The 19,721-nt window shown below is 72.5% G+C and carries 17 protein-coding genes; 9 read left to right on the forward strand and 8 right to left on the reverse strand.

Annotated features, from left to right (window positions below; all coding sequences use genetic code 11):
- Window positions 1-51 precede the first annotated feature (51 nt).
- From AC6EXY_RS00305 to dnaA, 4 genes are all read right to left on the reverse strand, one after another.
- Window positions 52-924 carry a DciA family protein gene (locus tag AC6EXY_RS00305; protein ID WP_499817435.1) on the reverse strand — a complete coding sequence of 291 codons (873 nt, stop codon included), beginning with the start codon at window positions 922-924 and terminating at the stop codon, window positions 52-54.
- Window positions 914-2,071, reverse strand: a complete 1,158-nt coding sequence (gene recF, locus AC6EXY_RS00310) for a DNA replication/repair protein RecF (RefSeq protein ID WP_101835309.1) — start codon at window positions 2,069-2,071, stop codon at window positions 914-916. Before recF ends, AC6EXY_RS00305 begins: the two co-directional genes overlap by 11 nt.
- Window position 2,072: 1 nt before the next feature.
- Window positions 2,073-3,260, reverse strand: a complete 1,188-nt coding sequence (gene dnaN / locus AC6EXY_RS00315) for a DNA polymerase III subunit beta (protein WP_101835311.1) — start codon at window positions 3,258-3,260, stop codon at window positions 2,073-2,075.
- A gap of 1,206 nt (window positions 3,261-4,466) precedes the next feature.
- Window positions 4,467-6,092 carry a chromosomal replication initiator protein DnaA gene (gene dnaA / locus AC6EXY_RS00320; RefSeq protein WP_101835313.1) on the reverse strand — a complete coding sequence of 542 codons (1,626 nt, stop codon included), beginning with the start codon at window positions 6,090-6,092 and terminating at the stop codon, window positions 4,467-4,469.
- 861 nt (window positions 6,093-6,953) lie between these two features.
- Here dnaA and rpmH point away from each other — a divergent pair.
- From rpmH to AC6EXY_RS00365, 9 genes are all read left to right on the forward strand, one after another.
- Entirely contained in the window at window positions 6,954-7,091 is a 138-nt protein-coding gene (gene rpmH / locus AC6EXY_RS00325) for a 50S ribosomal protein L34 (protein WP_101835314.1), read from the forward strand.
- A gap of 28 nt (window positions 7,092-7,119) precedes the next feature.
- Complete coding sequence (gene rnpA, locus AC6EXY_RS00330; RefSeq protein ID WP_101835316.1) at window positions 7,120-7,524, forward strand: ribonuclease P protein component; 405 nt, start codon at window positions 7,120-7,122, stop codon at window positions 7,522-7,524.
- Window positions 7,521-8,153: a membrane protein insertion efficiency factor YidD gene (gene yidD, locus AC6EXY_RS00335; protein WP_101835318.1), complete on the forward strand. Its 633-nt coding sequence runs from the start codon at window positions 7,521-7,523 to the stop codon at window positions 8,151-8,153. Before rnpA ends, yidD begins: the two co-directional genes overlap by 4 nt.
- Before the next feature lie 12 nt (window positions 8,154-8,165).
- On the forward strand, window positions 8,166-9,524 hold the full coding sequence (gene yidC / locus AC6EXY_RS00340; protein ID WP_101835320.1) for a membrane protein insertase YidC: 1,359 nt from the start codon (window positions 8,166-8,168) through the stop codon (window positions 9,522-9,524).
- 117 nt (window positions 9,525-9,641) lie between these two features.
- Window positions 9,642-10,196: a Jag family protein gene (locus AC6EXY_RS00345; RefSeq protein WP_101835323.1), complete on the forward strand. Its 555-nt coding sequence runs from the start codon at window positions 9,642-9,644 to the stop codon at window positions 10,194-10,196.
- Between the two features lie 47 nt (window positions 10,197-10,243).
- Window positions 10,244-12,439 carry a glycosyltransferase family protein gene (locus AC6EXY_RS00350; protein WP_101835325.1) on the forward strand — a complete coding sequence of 732 codons (2,196 nt, stop codon included), beginning with the start codon at window positions 10,244-10,246 and terminating at the stop codon, window positions 12,437-12,439.
- Window positions 12,440-12,826: 387 nt separating this feature from the next.
- Window positions 12,827-13,642, forward strand: coding sequence for a 16S rRNA (guanine(527)-N(7))-methyltransferase RsmG (rsmG, locus tag AC6EXY_RS00355; protein WP_101835327.1), 816 nt, complete (start codon window positions 12,827-12,829; stop codon window positions 13,640-13,642).
- Between the two features lie 208 nt (window positions 13,643-13,850).
- On the forward strand, window positions 13,851-14,600 hold the full coding sequence (locus tag AC6EXY_RS00360; RefSeq protein ID WP_480014852.1) for a ParA family protein: 750 nt from the start codon (window positions 13,851-13,853) through the stop codon (window positions 14,598-14,600).
- Window positions 14,597-15,646: a ParB/RepB/Spo0J family partition protein gene (locus AC6EXY_RS00365; RefSeq protein ID WP_101835382.1), complete on the forward strand. Its 1,050-nt coding sequence runs from the start codon at window positions 14,597-14,599 to the stop codon at window positions 15,644-15,646. Before AC6EXY_RS00360 ends, AC6EXY_RS00365 begins: the two co-directional genes overlap by 4 nt.
- 140 nt (window positions 15,647-15,786) lie before the next feature.
- Here AC6EXY_RS00365 and AC6EXY_RS00370 read toward each other — a convergent pair whose 3' ends face one another.
- The 4 genes from AC6EXY_RS00370 to trxB form a co-directional block, all read right to left on the reverse strand.
- On the reverse strand, window positions 15,787-16,425 hold the full coding sequence (locus tag AC6EXY_RS00370; RefSeq protein ID WP_499817434.1) for a GNAT family N-acetyltransferase: 639 nt from the start codon (window positions 16,423-16,425) through the stop codon (window positions 15,787-15,789).
- Window positions 16,426-16,704: 279 nt separating this feature from the next.
- Entirely contained in the window at window positions 16,705-17,877 is a 1,173-nt protein-coding gene (locus tag AC6EXY_RS00375; RefSeq protein WP_101835333.1) for an N-acetylmuramoyl-L-alanine amidase, read from the reverse strand.
- Between the two features lie 317 nt (window positions 17,878-18,194).
- A complete protein-coding gene (trxA, locus tag AC6EXY_RS00380; protein WP_101835346.1) occupies window positions 18,195-18,521 on the reverse strand; it encodes a thioredoxin in 327 nt (108 codons plus the stop codon).
- Between the two features lie 103 nt (window positions 18,522-18,624).
- Window positions 18,625-19,674 carry a thioredoxin-disulfide reductase gene (trxB, locus tag AC6EXY_RS00385; protein ID WP_101835348.1) on the reverse strand — a complete coding sequence of 350 codons (1,050 nt, stop codon included), beginning with the start codon at window positions 19,672-19,674 and terminating at the stop codon, window positions 18,625-18,627.
- Window positions 19,675-19,721: the final 47 nt, after the last annotated feature.

Raw genomic sequence — 19,721 nt, forward strand, 5'->3', positions numbered from 1 at the left:
GGCCTGGCGCGCCTCCACGACCCGCTGGGCGCGGCCACCCAGCACAGATGATCAGCCGTAGGTGTCCCGGGGGCCGCGGCCGCTGGTGCGGATCGGGCCATGCCGCCAGGACGGCGCAGTCGGGCCGCGCACGGTGATCCGCCGGACCGCCTGCGGGCCGAGTTCCCGCGACAGGATGCCGAGAATCTGCCGGGACAGCATCCGCAGCTGGGTCGCCCACGCCGTCGACTCGGCGACGAGTTCCAGGTGTCCGTCCACCAGCGACACGGGCGTGCAGTGCTCGGCGATGTCCGGGCCGACGATGACGTCCCACCGGGAGATCACGCCCGCGTCGGCCGCCTGCTCCTGCCAGCCGCGGGCGGCGAGCAGCCGGGTGATCGCCGGGCCGAAGGCGACCGGATCCCGCCATTCCCGGCCCGGGCTCGCGATGCCCGGCAGCCGCCGCCGGCGGGGAGGCTGATCCTCGTCGCCCGCCCACGACCGCCGCCGACCGACGCCGCCGGTGCCGGTGCCGGTGCCGCCGAACGGACGGCCGGGGCCGCCTGCGTCCCCGGCGCCGCCCTGCGAGCCCGCGCGGCCGTCACCCGCGGAACCATCGCCTGAGCCGGGCGCACCGTCGACGCCGCGTCCGGGGCGACCCGCCTCATCGTCACCGCTGCTGGCGACGCCGGCGGCGGAACCACCACGGGAACCGCCGGCGGAGCCGCGTCCGAACCCGCCGCGGACCGCGCCACCGGGACGCCGGCCGCGCGCGCGTTCCCGCGAGTCGCGCTTCGCCTGAGCGAGGATCTCCCGGGCCAGGTCGCCGCCCCGTCCAGGGGACGCCGGTGCCGGCGTGGCGGCCGCGGCCTCGCGCCCAGCTGTGCTCCCAGCGGGGGGCGGGTCACGTGGTTCCAGCGGCGGACCAGGTGGTTCAGCCGGCACGGCGGACCTCCGAATCGGCGACATGGAAGCGGGTACCGGCGAGCTCCGCCGGCACGTCCGACTCGACGGCGGCCGTCACCAGCACCTGCTCGGCGGGGGCGACGAGCTCGGCCAGGCGGGCACGGCGCCGCGTGTCCAGCTCGGCGAAGACGTCGTCGAGCAGCAGGACCGGCTCCCGGTCGTCGGCACGCAGCAGGTCGAACGAGGCGAGCCGGAGGGCGAGGGCCAGCGACCAGGACTCGCCGTGGCTCGCGTATCCGCGGGCCGGGCGGGCGGCGATCGACAGCAGCAGATCGTCCCGATGCGGGCCGACGAGGGTCATCCCACGCTCGATCTCCCGCGCTCGGGCGGCCGCGAGCGCGGCGTGGATCGCCTCGGCCAGAGCCGTCCGGTCGGGCACCGCCGCGGCGGGCAGGTCCGGCCCGGCGCCGCCCTCGGGGAGCGGGACGCTGGACCGGTACTCGAGCGCCACCGGCGAGGACGCCCCGGCCACCGCCGTGTAGGCGTCGGCCACCGCGGGGCGCAACGCCTCGACGAGGGCGAGCCGGGCCGCGAGCAGCTCGGCGCCGTGGGTGGCCAGGTAGCCGTCCCAGACCTCGAGCGTGCGCAGATCGCCCCGGCCGCCGGCGCGCCGCGCCGCCCCGGCGGTGCGCAGCAGCGTCGAGCGCTGACGGACCACCCGGTCGTAGTCGGCGAGTACCGCCGCCATCCGCGGGGCACGGGCGACGAGCAGATCGTCGAGGAACTGCCGCCGCCCGGCGGGGTCTCCCTTGACCAGCGCGAGGTCCTCCGGGGCGAACAGGACGACGCACAGCAGGCCGAGCACGTCCCGCGTGCGGGAGACGGGGGCGCGGTTCAGCCGGGCCCGGTTCGCCCGCCCCGGCACGATCTCCAGCTCGACCAGCGCCGCCCGGTCCCCGCGGACGATCCGGGCGCGCACGATCGCCTGTTCGGCACCGTCGCGGACCAGTGGCGCGTCGCCGGCGACGCGGTGGCTGGCCAGTGTCGCGACGTAGCCGATCGCCTCGATCAGGTTCGTCTTGCCCTGACCGTTGCCGCCGATGAAGGTGACCGCCCCGGGACCGAGCGTGAGGTCGAGGGCCGGGTAGGAGCGGAAGTCGACGAGGGACAGATGCGTGAGATGCACGTCACCCGTTGAGGCGGATCGGCATGAGCAGGTAGCGGTAGTCGGGCAGCTCGCCGTCCTCGTCCGCGGCCTTGCCGGTGAGGATCGCTGGCTTGTTCGCCGCCACGGTCGGGTCGTCGGCGCTGGCGAAGCCGATCCGCACGACGTCGGACTCCAGTGCGCCCAGCGCGTCCAGCAGGTAGGACGGGTTGAACGCGACCGCGAGCTCCGGCCCGTCGTAGGTCAGTGGGAGGGTCTCGGTCGCCTGGGCCTCGCCACCCGTGCCGGCTTCCAGGACGAGGTGGTCGGGCGAGAACAACAGCTGCACCGGCGCCGTCTTCGCCGCGACCAGCGCGACCCGGCGTACCGCCTCCTGCAGCGGGGCGATCTCCAGCTGGGCGATCAGCGGCGAGCTGTCCGGCAGCAGTTTGCGGTAGGGCGGGAACTGGCCCTCGAGCAGCCGGGTGGTCGTCTGCCGGGTGGAGCCGGCGAAGCCGGCGAGGGTCTCACCGGAGGGGCCCGTACCCAGCGCGATGGACACCTCGACCCCGGCGCCGGACAGCGACTTCGCCGTGTCCAGCAGCGTGCGGGCCGGCACGAGCGCGACCGTGACGGGGGCGCCCGCGGCGTCGTCCTCGCCAGTGCTCTCCTCGGTCGGTCGCCACTTCAGCGTGCGGACCGCCAGCCGGTAGCGGTCGGTGGCGGCGAGGGTGAGCGTGTCGCCCTCGATCTCGATGCGGACGCCGGTGAGGACCGGCAGCGTGTCGTCCCGGCCGGCGGCGATCGCGACCTGGGCGACGGCGGCGGCGAAGGCCGATCCCTCGATGTGCCCGGTGACGGGCGGCATGCCCGGCAGCCCGGGGTAGTCGTCCACCGGCAGCATCGGCAGCGCGAAGCGGGCGTTCCCACAGGTGATGACGAGCCTGGTGCCGTCGATCGCAAGGTCGACCGGAGCCGCGGGCAGCGCGCGGGTGATCTCCGCGAGCAGCTTGCCGTTGACGAGGGCGCGTCCCTCCTCCGACACGGTCGCGTGCACCGTGCTCTGGGCGGCCACCTCGTAGTCGTAGGCGGCGACCTTGAGCATGGGGCCGGTGGCGTCGAGCAGGAGTCCCGACAGCACCTGCAACTGGGTGGTCGGCCGGCTCGGCAGCGTGCGGGCGGTCCAGGCGACCGCCTCGGTGAATTCGTCCCGTTCCACCCGGAACTTCATGGTTAGCCCCTCCTGTCGTTCCCTCCGGTGTTCGGAGTCAGTCCGTCGGGAACACCGATCAGCATCCCAGAGTGCCAGGAGGCATCGGCGAGCGGCCGACGCCGTTGCGGACGCTTACTCGGAGCCCACGAAGTGGCACAGAAGGCGGCGATTCGCGATCTTGAAAAGTTGTCCACACTCCCTAGTACTTTCAGTTTTTGATCTTTCTAGGAGAGATCTCTTTTAGTGGTGGTAGTAGGGCCTGTGGATGCTGGGGATAACTCACGTTTTCGCAGGTCAGAGGCCCATCGGACCGGTGCAAATCCTGTGGGTGGCGCTGTGGGTTCGCGCAGTGGATATCCACACTCCAAGGCGCTGTCCCCAGGGACCACGTTGTCCCTCCACAGGCGATCCCCCGGTTGTCCACAGGCTGTCCACGCCTTCTTCCACCGGCTGCGCCAGACGCTGTCCACAAGGTTTTCCACAAGCTGTGGGCGGAACCACCCAGTGGGCTCGAGGCATCCACACGCTCCATCCGGTGGACGCGTCGCCGCATCCCGAACGCCGCCCTCCGCGACCCACGACCCGCGCCCACGACCCGCGCCCGCCAGGCGCGATCGGTCAGCCTCCACCGCCCCGCACGCTCCCGGGCGCAGCCGTGCGCGCCCAGCCCGGGAGCGGCGAGACAGTCAGGGAGTCGGAGCCCATGATCCCGCTGCCGCTGCCAGAAGGACGAGTAAGGGGCGGCCTTCCCGTAGGCGGGAAGTGCCTGCGACTGACAGCGGCACCGTGTCGCGAACACCGCCTGCCGTGTCCGGTTTGCCCCCGAATTCGCGACACGGACCGCCGCGAAGTGGCCATCACGCTGCCATGACCCGCCGCCCGGCGGTGACCATGAAGATCACTGACGGTCGCGGCGCAGCACGCTCGGACGCCAAGCGGACGTGGTGGCCAGGCAGGCCTGGGACCCCAGGAAGTTCCCCAGGTGTGGATATCGGTGGTGGACAAAACGACCGCCAGACGGCGCGCCCGGTGTGTGCGCCGGGCGCGGACGGGACGTGCCGAGCGCGCGCCGTACGGCAGGCGCGCAGGGATGCCGCACGAGGCGTGATGCGCAGGCCGCAACGGCGCGAAGGTCGTCGTCGCGCGGTCTCCTGGTCGCGCGGTCCTGGATGCCGCCCGGGTGGTGTGGAGGCGCGTGCGGGTGCCGCCCGCGTAGCGGGACCGTCAGGCCCGGCGGGCCTGGACGCGGATGCGGTTGGTCAGCTCGGTTACCTGGTTGTAGATGGCGCGCCGCTCGGCCATCAGGCCGCGGATCTTGCGGTCGGCATGCATGACGGTCGTGTGGTCACGGTTGCCGAAGTGCTGGCCGATCTTCGGCAGGGACAGGTCCGTCAGCTCCCGGCAGAGGTACATCGCGATCTGGCGGGCCGTCACCAGCACGCGGCTGCGGGAGGTGCCGCACAGGTCGTCCATGGAGACGCCGAAGTACGCGGCGGTCGCGTTCATGATCTCGATGGCGGTGATGTCGGGGTTGCCGGCATCGGGGATGAGGTCCCGCAGGACGATCTCGGCGAGGGTGCGGTCGACGTGCGACTTGTTCAGGCTCGCGAACGCGGCGACCCGGATGAGGGCACCCTCGAGCTCGCGGATGTTGCGCTCGATGTGGGTGGCGATGTACTCGAGCACGTCCGGCGGCACCGGCAGGCGCTCGGTCGCGGCCTTCTTGGAGAGGATCGCGATGCGGGTCTCCAGGTCGGGCGGGGTGATGTCGGTCATCAGGCCCCACTCGAACCGGCTGCGCAGCCGGTCCTCGAGGGCGGACAGCTGCTTGGGCGAGCGGTCCGAGCTGATGACGATCTGCTTCTCGCCGTCGTGCAGGACGTTGAAGGTGTGGAAGAACTCCTCCTGCGTCCGCTCCTTGTTCTCCAGGAACTGGATGTCGTCGACGAGCAGGACGTCGATGTCCCGATAGCGGCGCTGGAAGGCCTGCTGGCGGTCGTCCCGGATCGAGTTGATGAAGTCGTTGGTGAACTCCTCGGAGCTCACGTACTTCACCCGGGTGTTCGGGTACAGCTTCAGGGTGTAGTGCCCGATGGCGTGCAGCAGGTGCGTCTTGCCGAGTCCCGAGTCGCCGTAGATGAACAGCGGGTTGTAGGCCTTCGCCGGCGCCTCCGCGACGGCCACCGCGGCCGCGTGCGGGAAGCGGTTGCTGTCCCCGATGACGAACGTCTCGAAGATGTAGCGGGGGTTCAGCCTTGCCTGGGTGGGTTCGGTCTCGACCGGCGCGGGCTCGCGGCCGAGGCCCGCGCCCACCCGCATCGCAGGCGCGCCCTCGCCGGACTCGGGGAAGGGCAGCTCGCCGTTGACCGGTGCCGCGCCCCGGCGGCCCGCCTTCGCGGCGGCCGGGGCATCGTCCGATCCGCGCTCGCGGCCCGCATCACCGGGCTGGCCCCCGTCACCCGAAGGGGTGTCCTCCCGCGAACGGTCACCCTCGTCCGGGCGGACGATGCGGATCGGCCCGCTCATCGGTTCCGGGTCGGGCAGGTGCTCGACGGTGACCGCCACCCGGATCTCGCGTCCATAGGCTGTGGACAAAGCTGTGGACAAGAAGGGGCGCAGGCGCGAGTCGAGTAGCTCCTTGGTGAACTCGTTCGGCGCGGCCAGCAGCGCCGTGTCCTGGACCAGGCCGAGCGGGCGGGTCAGCCGCAGCCATGCGCGCTGCTGCGCGGACAGCGCACCGTCGGCGACCCCGGAGACGGCCTGGCGCCAGACCGCGGCCAGGTCCGGGTCACCCGCGGGCTCGTCTCCGAACGGTAGACCGGCGACGGAGTCGGCGCGGAGGTTGGACACGGGGGCTCCTCGGGCAGTTCGGTACGGTTTGCGGGTGCTGCGGTCCCACGTGTGGGGAATCAGGTCGCGGATGCTGTTGTGGTCCTGGTCAGGTAGCGACCGGGATACCTCGTCCCGATGGTTCTCCACATCGTCGTCCACAGCCTGTGTATGGACGCGGCAGGGCCTCCGGCGTGGCGCACCGGCTCACCGCCCGGGACCGTCCCCTGCCTGACGACGTCGCCCGGATCCGTCGCGGCCCCACGCCGAACGCCCTCTCCACAGGCGTTTTCCACAGGTCGGGGTGCACCGAGCCGACGGTTCGCACCGCGCGCGGGCCGGGCTGGCATCGTCCGGCACCCGCGTGCGGGTGATGTCGCACCCAGGATCGTAAGACGCGGCCCACGGCGCCGTGCCGGGGATGCCGCCACGCGAACCGAGCGCGCCCGAGTGTGCACACGACGGGTCACCATGAAGACCTGACACCGGATTGTGTGGCATTTGCTTACCAGCAGTCATCGCGGTGGGTCTGGTGCGGTGCCCCGGCCGGCCGGGGGTACGCGGCGCGCGGCCGCCGCGCCGGGGCGAGCGCGCGGACCGGTGCGCCGACCGGCGCGAGCCCGGGCGGATGACGGTGGACCTCCGCGGCCAGGCCCTGGTCACGAGCCCGGCTCGGTGGCCCGCGGGCCCGGGCGCGGGGACGGCGGACGGTGGGGACCGTCCGCGGGCGTTGGCATGTGTACGCTAGGTCGAACCGCGGTGTTAGACCGCTTCGTTTGTCGTGGGATGTGCTCATGCGGGCCGTGTGGTGTGGCTCACGCGGGCTGCCCACCTGGCTCCGGAGCGCACCGCCCGCGTCCATCCTGCAGACGGAGTACCCACGTGAGTAAGCGCACCTTCCAGCCGAACAACCGCCGGCGGGCCCGCACGCACGGGTTCCGGCTGCGTATGCGCACCCGCGCCGGCCGTGCGATCATCTCCGCCCGTCGACGCAAGGGCCGCAGCGAACTCTCCGCCTGACGGCGGGTTCCTGCTGTACCCGGCTGAGATGCTTCCCGAGGGGTCCCGCGTCCGGACGAGGGACGATCATGCTCGTGTGGGCACCGCGGGACGGCGGACTCGCTCTGGTCCACTGGTTGTCCACAGCCTGTGGACAACCAGTGGAGATCCGCCGCGCGCGGGTTTCGTCGTGGGGCGCCGTGTCGGCAAGGCCGTGGTGCGCAACCGCGTGCGGCGTCGGCTGCGCGAGCAGGTGCGCCAGCGGCTCGACCGTCTCCCAGCTGGGACGATGGTGGTCGTCCGCGCCCTGCCGGACGCGGCCACGGCCAGCTCGGATCGTCTCGGCCATGCGCTGGACGAGGCGTTCGAGCGGGCGGGGCGCATTCCACTTCCACCGGGCCGCGGTGGCCATGGTGGCCGCAGCGCCGGGCCGGCAGTCGGGAGCCCACGATGAGCGTCTGGTCGGTCCTGCTGCCGGTGCTCGCCGGCGCCGCCGCGATAGATCTCGCGCTGGCGTCCCGGCTGGCCCGCCGGTACCTGCCCGCCGTGGCCCGTACCCCGGCCGGCTCTGTGCGCGGCCCCCTGGCCTGGGCGCTCGCCGGACTCGTGCGGCTGTATCGGGCCGCGTGGTCGGGCCGCAACGCCGGCATGTGCCGGTTCGAGCCGTCCTGCAGCGCCTATGCGCTGACCGCGGTGCGGCGGCACGGCGGGGTGCGGGGCGGCGCGCTGGCGCTCGTCCGGCTCCTGCGCTGTCAGCCGCTGTCCGCCGGGGGCTACGACCCGGTGCCGGGAACTGGCCATGACCCCGTGCCGGGAGAGCCGCCGTCGGTTGTGAACGGTGGTCAGCCGGGCGGACGCCCGGACGTCGCGGCGACGGCGCCTGGCGTGGGTTCGGGAACCCGCGCGGGGTCCGGAGTCGTTCGCGACCAGAGGGGGGTGACGGCCGGACCCGCGCGCAGCCGCGGGACGGACGTGCCCGCACACACCGGTGCCGCCGCGTCGGCCCACAGACGTGGCTTCTCGTCTCCGGCCACGGGGACGCGTGCCGAGATCGTCGGTCCCGGTCGCGGACCGTGGGCGTGAGGAGTCAGAACGTTGTTGGATCCCCTTTACCACCTTGCCGCGAACGCGATTGTCTTCTTCCATAAGGGATTCGCGCCGATCTTCGGCGACAACAGCTTCTTCGCCTGGGCGTTCTCGGTCGTCCTGCTCGTCGTCTGCGTGCGCGTGCTGATCTTCCCGCTGTTCGTCAAGCAGGTGAAGTCGCAGCGGACAATGCAGATGATGCAGCCCCGGATCAAGGAGATCCGGGAGAAGTACGGCCACGACAAGCCCCGCATGCAGCAGGAGATCATGGCCCTGCAGCGGGAGCACGGCAACCCGCTGCTCGGCTGTCTGCCGATCGTGCTGCAGATCCCGCTGTTCATCTCGCTGTTCCACGTCTTCACCCACCTGGCGCCGATGGCCGAGGGGCCGAACGGGAGCCTGGTCTGGCGGCCACGGGTGGGCCTGTCCGCCGACGAGGTGCAGCAGATCGCCTCGGCGAAGGTGTTCGGCATCTCGCTGGCGAGCTCCTTCCAGTCCAGCGACAAGCTGGTGAACTTCCTCGGCGTCAACGGCACGCACGTCAAGATCCTTGCGATCGTCCTGATCGTGCTGATGGGTCTCACGACCTTCCTGACCCAGCGGCAGATCATGGCCCGGACCGGGCCGGTCGATCCGCAGCAGGCGATCGTGCAGAAGGTCCTGCTCTACGGTTCGCCGCTGATGCTCGCGATCTTCGGTTTCCGCTTCCCGATCGCGGTGCTGCTCTACTGGCTGACGACCAACCTGTGGAGCATGGGGCAGCAGTTCTTCGTCATCAAGAGGATGCCGCCGGTGACGCCGTTGCCCGCGAACGGCCGGCTGCCCGGTGCCCGCACATCGTCCGACGGCGCGCCGGCGCCCGCCCGTCCCGCGCCCGGCGTCCGGGCCGGCGCGAAGTCGAAGAACCGCCCTCGCCCGGCGCCGGCGAACGCGCCGAGCCTGACCAAGTCGACCGGCGCGGCGGCCGGCGGCACCGCGAAGGGAAGCGCCAAGGCCCCGTCGACGGCACCGCCGGGAACCCGTTCCCGCAGCGGGAACGCCGCCGCCCGGGCGGGGAAGGGCACGGCCACCGCGGTCGCCGGCACGGCCGCGGACGATGCCGGCAGCGCGGCGCCCGCGGCCTCCGACGCCACGGCGCCGACGGCGACCTCGGACGGCTCCGGCACCGGCCGGAAGAAGAACGCCCCTGGCAAGCCCGTCACACGAGCCGCGGACAACGGCGCGGAGACCCCCTCCGACGGCACCAGGACCGGCGGTGACGGCGCGCCTCGCCCCACCCCCGTGCCCGCTGGCGCCCGTCGTCAGGTCGGCGGTTCCCGACCGGCCAAACGTCGCGGCAAGGGCAAACGACCCGGCGGGCGGCGTTGACCTGGCCGGTGAGCCCGGACCGGCACCCGGGCTCGCCGGCGACCCCGATTTCGTCACCGTGCGGGGGCATCCCGTAATGTCGGCACCGCCGCCCCCTGTTCCCCTGGAGAAGCGCTGATGACCGGTTCGGCACCTGACCTGGCTGTGGATGGAGCCGGAGTCACCGACGAGCAGACCTCGACCGAGGGCGGGCCCAGCCCGCAGGAGCGGCGGATCGCCGACCTCGAGCAGGAGGGCGAGATCGCCGCCGACTACATCGAGGGCCTGCTCGACATCATCGACATGGATGGTGACCTCGACCTCGACGTGGAGAGCGGCCGGGCCGTCGTCGCCGTGGTGGGTGACGGGCTGGACAAGCTGATCGGGACCGGTGGCGAGACCCTCGAGGCGCTGCAGGAGCTGACCAGGCTCGCCGTCCTGCAGCGGACCGGCGCGCGCAGCCGGCTCATGCTCGACGTCGGCGGCCACCGGGCGCGCCGCCGCATCGAGCTGCGCACCACGGCGACCACCGCGGCGACGAAGGCGCTGGAGCAGGGCGCGCCGGTGCGGCTCACCCCGATGACGCCGTTCGAGCGCAAGGTCGTGCACGACGTCATCGCCGAGATCGACGGCGTCCACAGCGAGTCGGAGGGCGAGGAGCCCAGCCGGCGGGTCGTCATCCTGCTCGGCTGACGCCGCCGCCACGGCTGTCCGGGCCGCGGGTGATCGGGGGAACTGCGATGTCGCCTGCGGATGCCCGCCGGCGGGGGCGTGTCACGGTGCTGGCCGCGGTCACCGCCGCGGCGGTGCTGACCGGGGTGCTCGTCGCCCTGCGCGCCTACCTGGGGCGGCCCTTCTGGTATGACGAGATCTGGCGTGCCCACTTCGTCAGCGAGCCATTGCGGTCGTCATGGTCCGAACTGACCGTCGCCAACACGCCGTCCGCGTTTGGCTGGCTGGCGCTCACCCGGGTGAGCGGCGAGGTGTTCGGCTGGCACAGCTGGTCGCTGCGGCTACCCGGGTTCGTCGCGGTGCCCCTGCTCGGCGCCGCGATCGTGGTGCTCGCCCGCCGGTTCACCGGCCTGGTCGCGGCGGGGTTCGCGGCCTGCTGGCTGTGCCTGAACTCGACGTTCCTCGACCTCGCGACGCAGCTCAAGCCGTACGCGATGGAGACCGCGGCGACCGTCGCCATCGTGCTGCTGTGGCTCCCGGGCCGGTCGGGCGTGCTCCCGGGCCGCTCGGACGAGCTGTCGGGTTCAGCGGAGGGGAAGCCGGGCCCGGCGTGCGGGCGGCGGCTCGAGCGCGGCCGCCTGCTGCGGCGGACGGCTGCCGGCGTGCTGGGGCTGCTCGCTGTCCCCGGCGTCTTCGTGATTGTCCCGTTGGCGGTGGTGGACGTCTGGCGCGGACCGGCGCGGCGGTGGCGGTTCGTCGAGGGGCTGCCGGCGCTGGTCCTCGCCGCGGCGCACACGGTCGTCTTCGTCGCCCACCAGTCCAGCCAGCGCCACGGGGACTACTGGGACCGGCAGTTCCTCGCGGGCCGCGGTCCGCTGGACGCGGTGCGCTTCGTCGCTGACCAGGTTCGGCAGATCGTCACCGGCTCGCCGCCCGGCATCGATCGGTTCGACCCGAGCCTGCTCCACGGCACCGTCGTCGCCGGTCCGTTCGGCGCTCTGCCCGCCGTGCTGGCCGCGGTGATGGTCGTCGCGGCGGGGTTGGTGGGAACGGTGACGCTGGCGCGTCACCCGGACGGCCGGACGCTGCTCGCCGTGCTCGGCGGCGCCGAGCTGATGATGCTCACGGCGAGCGCCGCACGGTACTGGCCCTTCGGCCCGACCCGAACCAACCTCTTCGTGGTACCGATGATGGTCGTTGTGGTCGTGGTGGGTGCGGAGAGGGTCATTCGATGGCTGGTCGCCATGGCCGGTGGACGCTGGGCCGTCGCCGGGGCTGAGGTGGCCGCTGACGGCCCGAGGGCGGCTCCCCCTACCCTCGCCCCTCCGGGCATCGTGTCCGCAACGTCACTGTCGGCGCCGGTTTCGCTGGATGTTGCCGATGGTGATCGGTCAGACACCCAGGGAACGGGCGGCTCGCCGGCTTCGGCGCCCGCGGCGGGAGCGCTCGCGGGCGGGACGCGGGTGGGCGCGGCCACCAGGATGACGCGTGGGCGGGCCGGCGCCTCCACCGCGATGGCGGTTGTGGTGATCCTTGCGCTCTCCGGAAGCGCCGGCCTGCTTCTGGCCGCCACCACCTCCGGCAGCGGTTCGCTCTGGGACCACCGGGAACGCCTGCGCGGGCTTGACCTCCTGGTCGACGCGACGGTCGCCGCCCGGCAGGCGGCCCGTCCCGGGGACGTCGTCGCCGTCGGCGGGCGCCTGGCCCGTCCTGGCTGGCTGTACGCGATGGAGGCCAGCGACGACGGGCCGCGCGACCCGGCCGACCTCCGGCCGGTCGACGTCCCCGTCACCGCTGTGCCCCGTCTGCCCGCCGCCGGGGCCGCGTCCACGCACCGCGGCGATCATGGCGGTCCGCGGAACACGGCGGTCGTCCCACAGCGGCCGGCTGGCCGGATCGGCGCGGTGGTCGATCTGCCGGCTCATCCCGCCGTCCAGGCGCGGTCCGCGGCCGATCCGCGGTCCGCCGCCAGATCGCAGGCTGTCGTCGGACATCGGGTGGCACGGGCGGACACGGTCTTCTTCGGCGGAGCCGAGCCGCCGCTGCTGCGTCAGCTCGCGGCCCGATCGACGGCGCCGGGTGGGCTGCTCGTCTTCGTCTTCGACATCGAACGCTCCGGTCTGACCGGTCAGCTCGACGCGCTGCGCCGCGCCGGCTGGTGCCCCACCCGCACCTGGACGTTCCGGCTCACCGGCACGCTCAGCCAGTACGACCGCTGTGGCGCGGTCTCCCCGCCTCGCCGCGCCCTGCGCGCCGAGAGCTGACTCGTCCCGGCGGGAGACCGACAGGGCAGGTGGCGTGAACTTGCCCCGATGTACCGGGGATGCTGGTCGGGTGCATGGTTCCTCGCCTCCGTCGCCGTCCCCAACGCCCCCTCAGGTAGCCGGGCTCCCCGCCGCCGCCCGCGTGGCCGTCCCCGCCGCGTCGCCGGTCGCGGTCCGGATCCCACCGCGACCGCCAGCCACGCCATCGCCATCGCTGGCGCCTTCGCCTTCGGTATCGCCGCCGCCGCGGGTCGCGGGCCGGGCCTTCCCGGCACTGGCGGGCGATCCCGGACGATCACCGTGGACCCGGATGATCGGTGCTGGGGGAGCGGCGGCGGGACCACAGGAGGTGGCCGGCCCGGGCGGGCCGACCCGGGCAGGTGTGCGATGAGCGACGCCGAACCGACCGAGGCCTCGATCCCGGAGTTGCCCGTGCCACCGGTGGCGGCGGAGCTGTTCGGGTCGCGACTTCCCGCCGCGGAGACCTACACGAGGCTGCTCGCCACCGTCGGCGTCGAACGGGGGCTGATCGGCCCGCGGGAGACCGGGCGGCTCTGGGAACGTCACGTGCTCAACTGCGCGGTGCTGGCCGAGGCGGTGCCGGACGGCGCGGACGTCGTCGACGTGGGCAGCGGCGCCGGCCTGCCGGGAATCCCGCTCGCTCTCGCCCGCCCGGACGTGCGGGTCGTGCTGGTTGAACCGATGGAGCGACGCTGCCGGTTTCTCCAGGAGGTCGTGGTCGCCCTGGGACTGGAGGACCAGGTTTCCGTTCAGCGCGGCCGCGCGCCGGATGCCGGAATAGGCCCGGACGGTCGTAGATTCGGGGTGGCCGTCGCACGCGCGGTCGCCCCGCTGGAGCGGCTGGGCGCAATCCTCCTTCCGATGCTGCAACCGGGTGGTGTCATGCTGGCGATGCGCGGTTCGCGGATCCTGGAGGAGTTGCAGGACGCGCGCGGCAGTCTCGGGACCCAGGGATGGCATCCGGTGGACGTCGTGGAGTGCGGAGAGGGCAGGGTGGACGAACCCACCCGGGTGCTCCGCGCCGTGCGCGCCACCGGGCTCACCCGGGCCGAGAGCAGGAAAGGGCGCGGCGACGGTGAGCGGCACGATGGCAGACAGGTCAGACGAACGGCGCGGGAATCACGGCGATCACGGGAGGTCGGTCGTGACCAGCCGACACGTGGGCAGTCTCGTTCCACGTGAAACAGCGTTGGCGGGCCGGGACGGATCCGCCGGCGGGGGCTATCGGGGCTACGAGTCCGGCATTCCCCCGCTGGATCCACTCGACCGGTCGACCCCGATCGGAGCGGCGGCGGCAGCAGCAGTGGAAGCCCTGGCGGCAGAACGACGACAACCATTCCCCCGGCCCACCCGGCGACGCATCATCTCCGTCGCCAACCAGAAGGGCGGCGTGGGCAAGACGACGACCACGGTCAACCTGGCCGCGGCCCTGGCCTCGAACGGCGTCCGGGTTCTCGTGATCGACCTCGACCCGCAGGGAAACGCCTCGACAGCGCTCGGGATCGACCACCATTCCGGCGTCCCGTCGATCTACGATGTGCTCCTCGGTAACCGGCCGCTCGACGAGGTCGTCGTCGCCTCGGGCGAGGCGCCGGCGCTGTACTGCGCACCCGCGACGATCGACCTCGCCGGCGCGGAGATCGAGCTGGTGTCGCTCGTCGCCCGGGAGAACCGGCTGCGCCGGGCGATCGCGAGCATGCAGCGGGAGGTCGACTACGTCTTCATCGACTGTCCCCCGTCGCTCGGGCTGCTGACCGTCAACGCCCTCGTCGCCGCCCGGGAGCTGCTCATCCCGATCCAGTGCGAGTACTACGCGCTGGAGGGGGTGGGGATGTTGCTGCGCAATGTGGAGCTCGTCCAGGCGCATCTGAACCAGGAGCTGCGCCTGTCGACGATCCTGCTCACCATGTACGACTCGCGCACGAGGCTTGCCGATCAGGTGGTTCAGGAGGTCAAGGAGCACTTCGGCGAGCGGGTACTCGGGACGACGATCCCCCGCAACGTCCGCCTGGCCGAGGCGCCGAGCTACGGGCAGTCCGCGCTCACCTACGACCCGACCTCGCGTGGGTCGCTGTCCTATCTGGCCGCCGCGCGGGAGCTTGCCGAGCGTGGTTGGGAGCCGAACGGGGCGGCGCGGTGAGCGCCCGCCGCAGCGGGCTGGGGCGCGGCCTCGGCGCGCTGATCCCGGTCGCTCCGCCTCCCCCGGACGAGCGGGACGGACCGGGCTCCAGCGCGGGCGACTTCGCCGACTACGGCGACTACGCGGACCACGGCAGTGGTCGCCGCACCCGTCCGGCCGTGGTCGATGACGGGCCGCTTCCGGTTCACGGCGCGACCTTCCGGGAGATCCCCGTCGACGCGATCGTCCCCAACGCACGCCAGCCGCGGACGAACTTCGACGAGGACGCGCTGGAGGAACTCGCCGCGAGTCTGCGGGAGGTCGGCCTGCTGCAGCCGATCGTGGTCCGATCGCTGGGGACCGACCGGTACGAGCTGGTGATGGGCGAGCGTCGCTGGCGGGCCTGCCAGCTCGCCGAGCTGGACCGCGTTCCCGCGATCGTCCGGGAGACCGCCGACGAGGCGATGCTGCGCGACGCCCTGCTGGAGAACCTGCACCGCCAACAGCTCAACCCGCTGGAGGAGGCGGCCGCCTACGAGCAGCTCCTGCGGGACTTCGGGGCGACCCACGAGGAACTCGCCGGGCGCCTCGGCCGGTCCCGCTCGCACGTCACCAACACCATCCGCCTACTCGGACTGTCGCCCGCCGTGCAGCGCCGGGTGGCTGCCGGGGTGCTCTCGGCCGGGCATGCCCGGGCGCTGCTCTCCCTGCGCGATCCGCAGGCGCAGGATCGCCTGGCGACCCGCATCGTGGCCGAGGGGCTGTCCGTGCGGGCGGTCGAGGAGATCGTCGCGCTGGACGAGGAGGTGCCGCGCACCCGGGCGCCGCGCGGGCCGCGGGCCGCCTCGCCGGTCCTGGCCCGCTTCGCGGACCAGCTCTCGGACCAGTTCGAGACGCGGGTGAAGGTGGACATGGGTCGCAACAAGGGCCGGATCACCGTCGAGTTCGCCTCGATCGAGGACCTCGAACGGATCGTCGCGGTGATGTCCCCCGCGACGGCGCACGGCGGCGCGGGAGCGGTCGACGGCCTCGGTGTCGTCGCCGCGGGCAGCGACGAGGTGGCGTAGACCCGGCGGCAGATCGGTTGGCTTCGTCCCGCTGGCAGCAACGCCGGCGGGGCGGAAGTTCGAGGAACAGCCGCTTCGCCGGGGCCCCGCACCTGCGGCGAGCCGAGTCCTCCGCGTGACTGTCGCGGAGGCCGGCGGATCTACGCGGGGTTGCCGGCCTGTCCGACCTTGCGCAGGACGCCCTCCGGGGTCATCGAACCGAGCAGGCGCTCGATCGCGACCTCGACGTCCTCCCGCCAGCTGACCGCGTTCTTCACCTCCAGCCGCAGCCGGGGCCAGCGGTGGTGCGGCCGCACGGTCTTGAAGCCGACGGCGAGCAGGTAGTCGGCGGGCACCACGCAGCGGGCGCCCGAGTCCTGGTTGTCGCCGAAGGCCTCCACCGCCCGGAAGCCCCGCCGCAGGATCTCCTTGGTGACGGCCTGGGTGAGGATTCTTCCCAGGCCCTGACCGCGGAAGTCCTCCACGATCATCGCGGTCATCAGCAGGACCGCGTCCGGCGACACCGGGCTGGTGGGGAAGGCGATCGAGCGGGGGACGTAGGCCGGGGGCGCGAACATGACGAATCCGGCCGGCACGTCGTCGACGTAGGCGATCTTGCCGCAGCTGCCCCACTCGAGCAGTGCCGTGGAGACCCAGGACTCCTTCTCGAGGTCGGTGGCACCGGCCTCCTCCGCCCTGCTGCGCGCGACCGGATCGAGCTCCCAGAACACGCATCGACGGCATGGCAGCGGCAGGTCGTCGATGTTGTCCAGGGTGATGTTCGCGATGCTACGGCTCATCGAGCGGGCACTCCCGTGGTCGGCCTTCCGGCCGCCACCCAACGTGGTCAGTGGGACGTCGGCCTTGTGGATTCAGCCTAGGCCGACCCGCCCGCATCCACGCCCGACCCACCGGACCCGTTTCACGTGAAACCTCTCTCCTCCCTCCATCGGCTGACGGATCGAGAGCTGGGGTGGCCGAGGCGAGAGACGGGCGAGACCGGGGCGGGAGACGGGTGAAACCGGGGCGAGGGACGGGCGAAACCGGGGCGGGAGGCGGCCGGGACGGCGTGGATCAGATCAGGTGCGGCCGGCGACGCGCGGGACGTGCAGCTGGCCGGTGGGCGCGTCCATCTCCGGGGGGAGGAACAGGCGCTGGGTCGCGGCGAGGACCGCCTCGGCGACCGCGGCGCGGAACTCCGTCGAGCCCAGCGCCCGGGCGTCATGGTGGTTGGTCAGGTAGCCGAGGTCCAGGCGCACCGCAGGCATCCTGGTGCGGCGCAGCAGATCCCAGACCTTCGGGTGCGTGCGACAGTCCTGCATGTCGGTGCGTGAGACGATCTCGCGCTGGACGAGCTGCGCGAAGCGCTCACCCATGGCCGACGAGCCGCGCGCGTTGCCGTAGTAGTACGCCGACACTCCCTGGGCATGCTGCGACGAGCTGCCGTCCGCGTGCAGGGAGATCAGAATGTCCGCTTCCATCGCGTTCGCCCGGGCGGCGCGTTCCGCCTCGGTGGGCGACTCCTCCGGGCCGTGGATGAGCTGGGACTCCAGGCCCGAGTCGATCAGTCGGTCGGACAGCCGGGCGGCGAGGTCGGCCATCAGGTCCCGCTCGCACAGGCCGTTGCTCACGATTCCGGGGTCGTCGCCGCCGTGTCCCGGGTCGAGCGCCACGACGACGCCGAGCAGCGACGTGCCGCGGGCGAGGATCCGGACGGACTCGCGCAGCACGTCTGGTCGTCCACCGGTCACCGTGCGGCGCAGCCGCTTGAGCTCGCGCAGCGTCCGCGGGCCGCAGCGGCCGTCGGGTTCCAGGCCCCGGTTGCGCTGGAAATCGCGGACCGCGCTCTCGGTGCGGGGGCCGAAGATGCCGTCCGTCCGGCCGACGTCGAAGCCCATGTTGAACAGGCGCTCCTGCAGCGCGGCCACGTCGTCGCCGACGAAGGGATGCGTGGCGCTGAGGTACAGCAGCCGATCCCCGAGGTTGTGCCGGGCCTCCTCCAGCGCCCGCGCCGTGTCGGGGCCGAGTATCCCGTCGACGGACAGCCCCCGGCTCTGCTGGAAGGCACGCAGCGCGAGGTCGAGGTCGCGGTCGAAGCGATCCGGCGTCTGCTCCTCGGCGCTCGGGCCGGCGGGGGAATCGCCCGGCTCCCCGCCCTGGCGGGGCGTGGCGGGCAGGAAACCGAGATACGTCAGGGTCGCCCGAACCTCGGCGACGGCGGAACCCTGGTCTCCCAGCCGCAGCAGCTTCACGAAGACGAACCTCTCAGCCTGGCCACCCTTGTGCGTCCCCGGCGGTGGCCGGGGAGCCGGGGCTGCCGCATCGACGAACTCACTCCCGACTGACGATTGCTGGATCTCAAGCCTAGGGCATGCCCTTGTGGCCCCGACCGGCCCCGAACGGGAACCTCCGGCATTGACCGTTCGGCGGCCGCCTGCCCGTCCCGCGGCGATACGCGGGACCGTGGTGCGCCAACGCCGACGGCCCGCCGGCGTGATGCGCGGCGGGCCGTCGGTGGATCCGTGGAGTGACCTCGGCACGAGGCGCCTGGGCCAGGTCCGGGTGTGGGTCAGATGTACTCGGAGAGGTCACGCAGCAGGGCGGCCTTCGGCTTCGCGCCGACGATGCTCTTGTCGACCTCACCCTTGACGAAGACCGCCATGGTCGGGATCGACATGATCTGGTAGTTGCGCGCCGTCTGCGGGTTCTCGTCGATGTTCAGCTTGACGATCCGCAGCTTGTCGCCGTGCTCCTTGGCGATCTCCTCGAGGACCGGGCCGACCATCTTGCACGGCCCGCACCACTCGGCCCAGAAGTCCACCAGTACCGGGCCCTCGCTCTTGAGGACCTCGGCGTCGAAGGTGCTGTCGGTGACGGAGGTGGTACTGGCTGCCATTGTTGATCTCCCTGTTGGAGGTGGTGGTGGATGGTCGTCTGGTCGGGTGGAGCCGGTGCGGTCCGCCGCCCGGTCAGACCGGCTGGGACTCAGGCCGGCGGACTCAGGCCGGCTGGGACTGCGGCTGCGGGGCGCGCGGGGCCTCGGTGACCACGCTCGCGTCGGTGGGCGTCTGCGCGGCGGCGATGTACCGCTCCGCGTCGAGGGCGGCGGAACATCCGGTGCCGGCCGCCGTGATCGCCTGCCGGTAGGTGTGGTCGACCACGTCACCGCAGGCGAACACGCCGTCCAGGTTCGTCCGCGTGGTGGGGTGGTCGACCCGGACGTAGCCGGCATCGTCCAGGTCGAGCTGGTCGCGGACCAGTTCCGTGCGTGGAAGGTGACCGATGGCGACGAACAGGCCGGTGACCGGGAGGTCCTCCGTCTCGCCGGTGACCGTGTCCCGCAGCCGGGCACCCTCGAGCTTGTCGGTGCCGAGCAGCTCCGCGACCTCGGCGTTCCACCGGAAGCGGATCTTGTCGTTGGAGAACGCCCGCTCCTGCATGATGGCGCTCGCCCGCAGCGTGTCCCGCCGGTGGATCAGCGTCACGGACCGGGCGAAGCGGGTCAGGAAGGTCGCCTCCTCCATCGCCGAGTCCCCGCCGCCGACGACGGCGATGTCCTGGTCGCGGAAGAAGAAACCATCACAGGTCGCACACGCGGACACGCCGCGCCCGAGCAGCCGGTCCTCGTTCGCCACGCCGAGCTTGCGGTACGCGGAGCCGGTGGCGACGATGACGGTGCGCGCCAGATACGTCTGGTCCTCGACCTTGATGACCTTCGGGTTCGCGGCCAGGTCGAGCTCGGTGACGTCCTCGGGTACCAGCTCGGCGCCGAAGCGCTCCGCCTGCTTGCGCAGGCTCTCCATCAGCTCGGGGCCCTGGATGCCCTCGGGGAAGCCGGGGAAGTTCTCCACCTCGGTGGTGTTCATCAGCGCGCCACCGGCCGTCACGGCGCCCTCGAAGACAAGCGGACGCAGGTTGGCCCGGGCCGTGTAGATCGCGGCCGTGTACCCTGCCGGCCCTGACCCGACGATGACGACGTCGCGAACGTCGCCCTCCGGCGACTGGCCGCCGTGGCCGCTGGTGTCCTGGACCTGCTGCTGGGCTGTCACACCCGCTCCTCTCCCTGCGCGATCCCCGTCAGCCGGGGTTGGGTGTC

The sequence above is a fragment of the Frankia sp. RB5 genome, assembly GCF_059816245.1.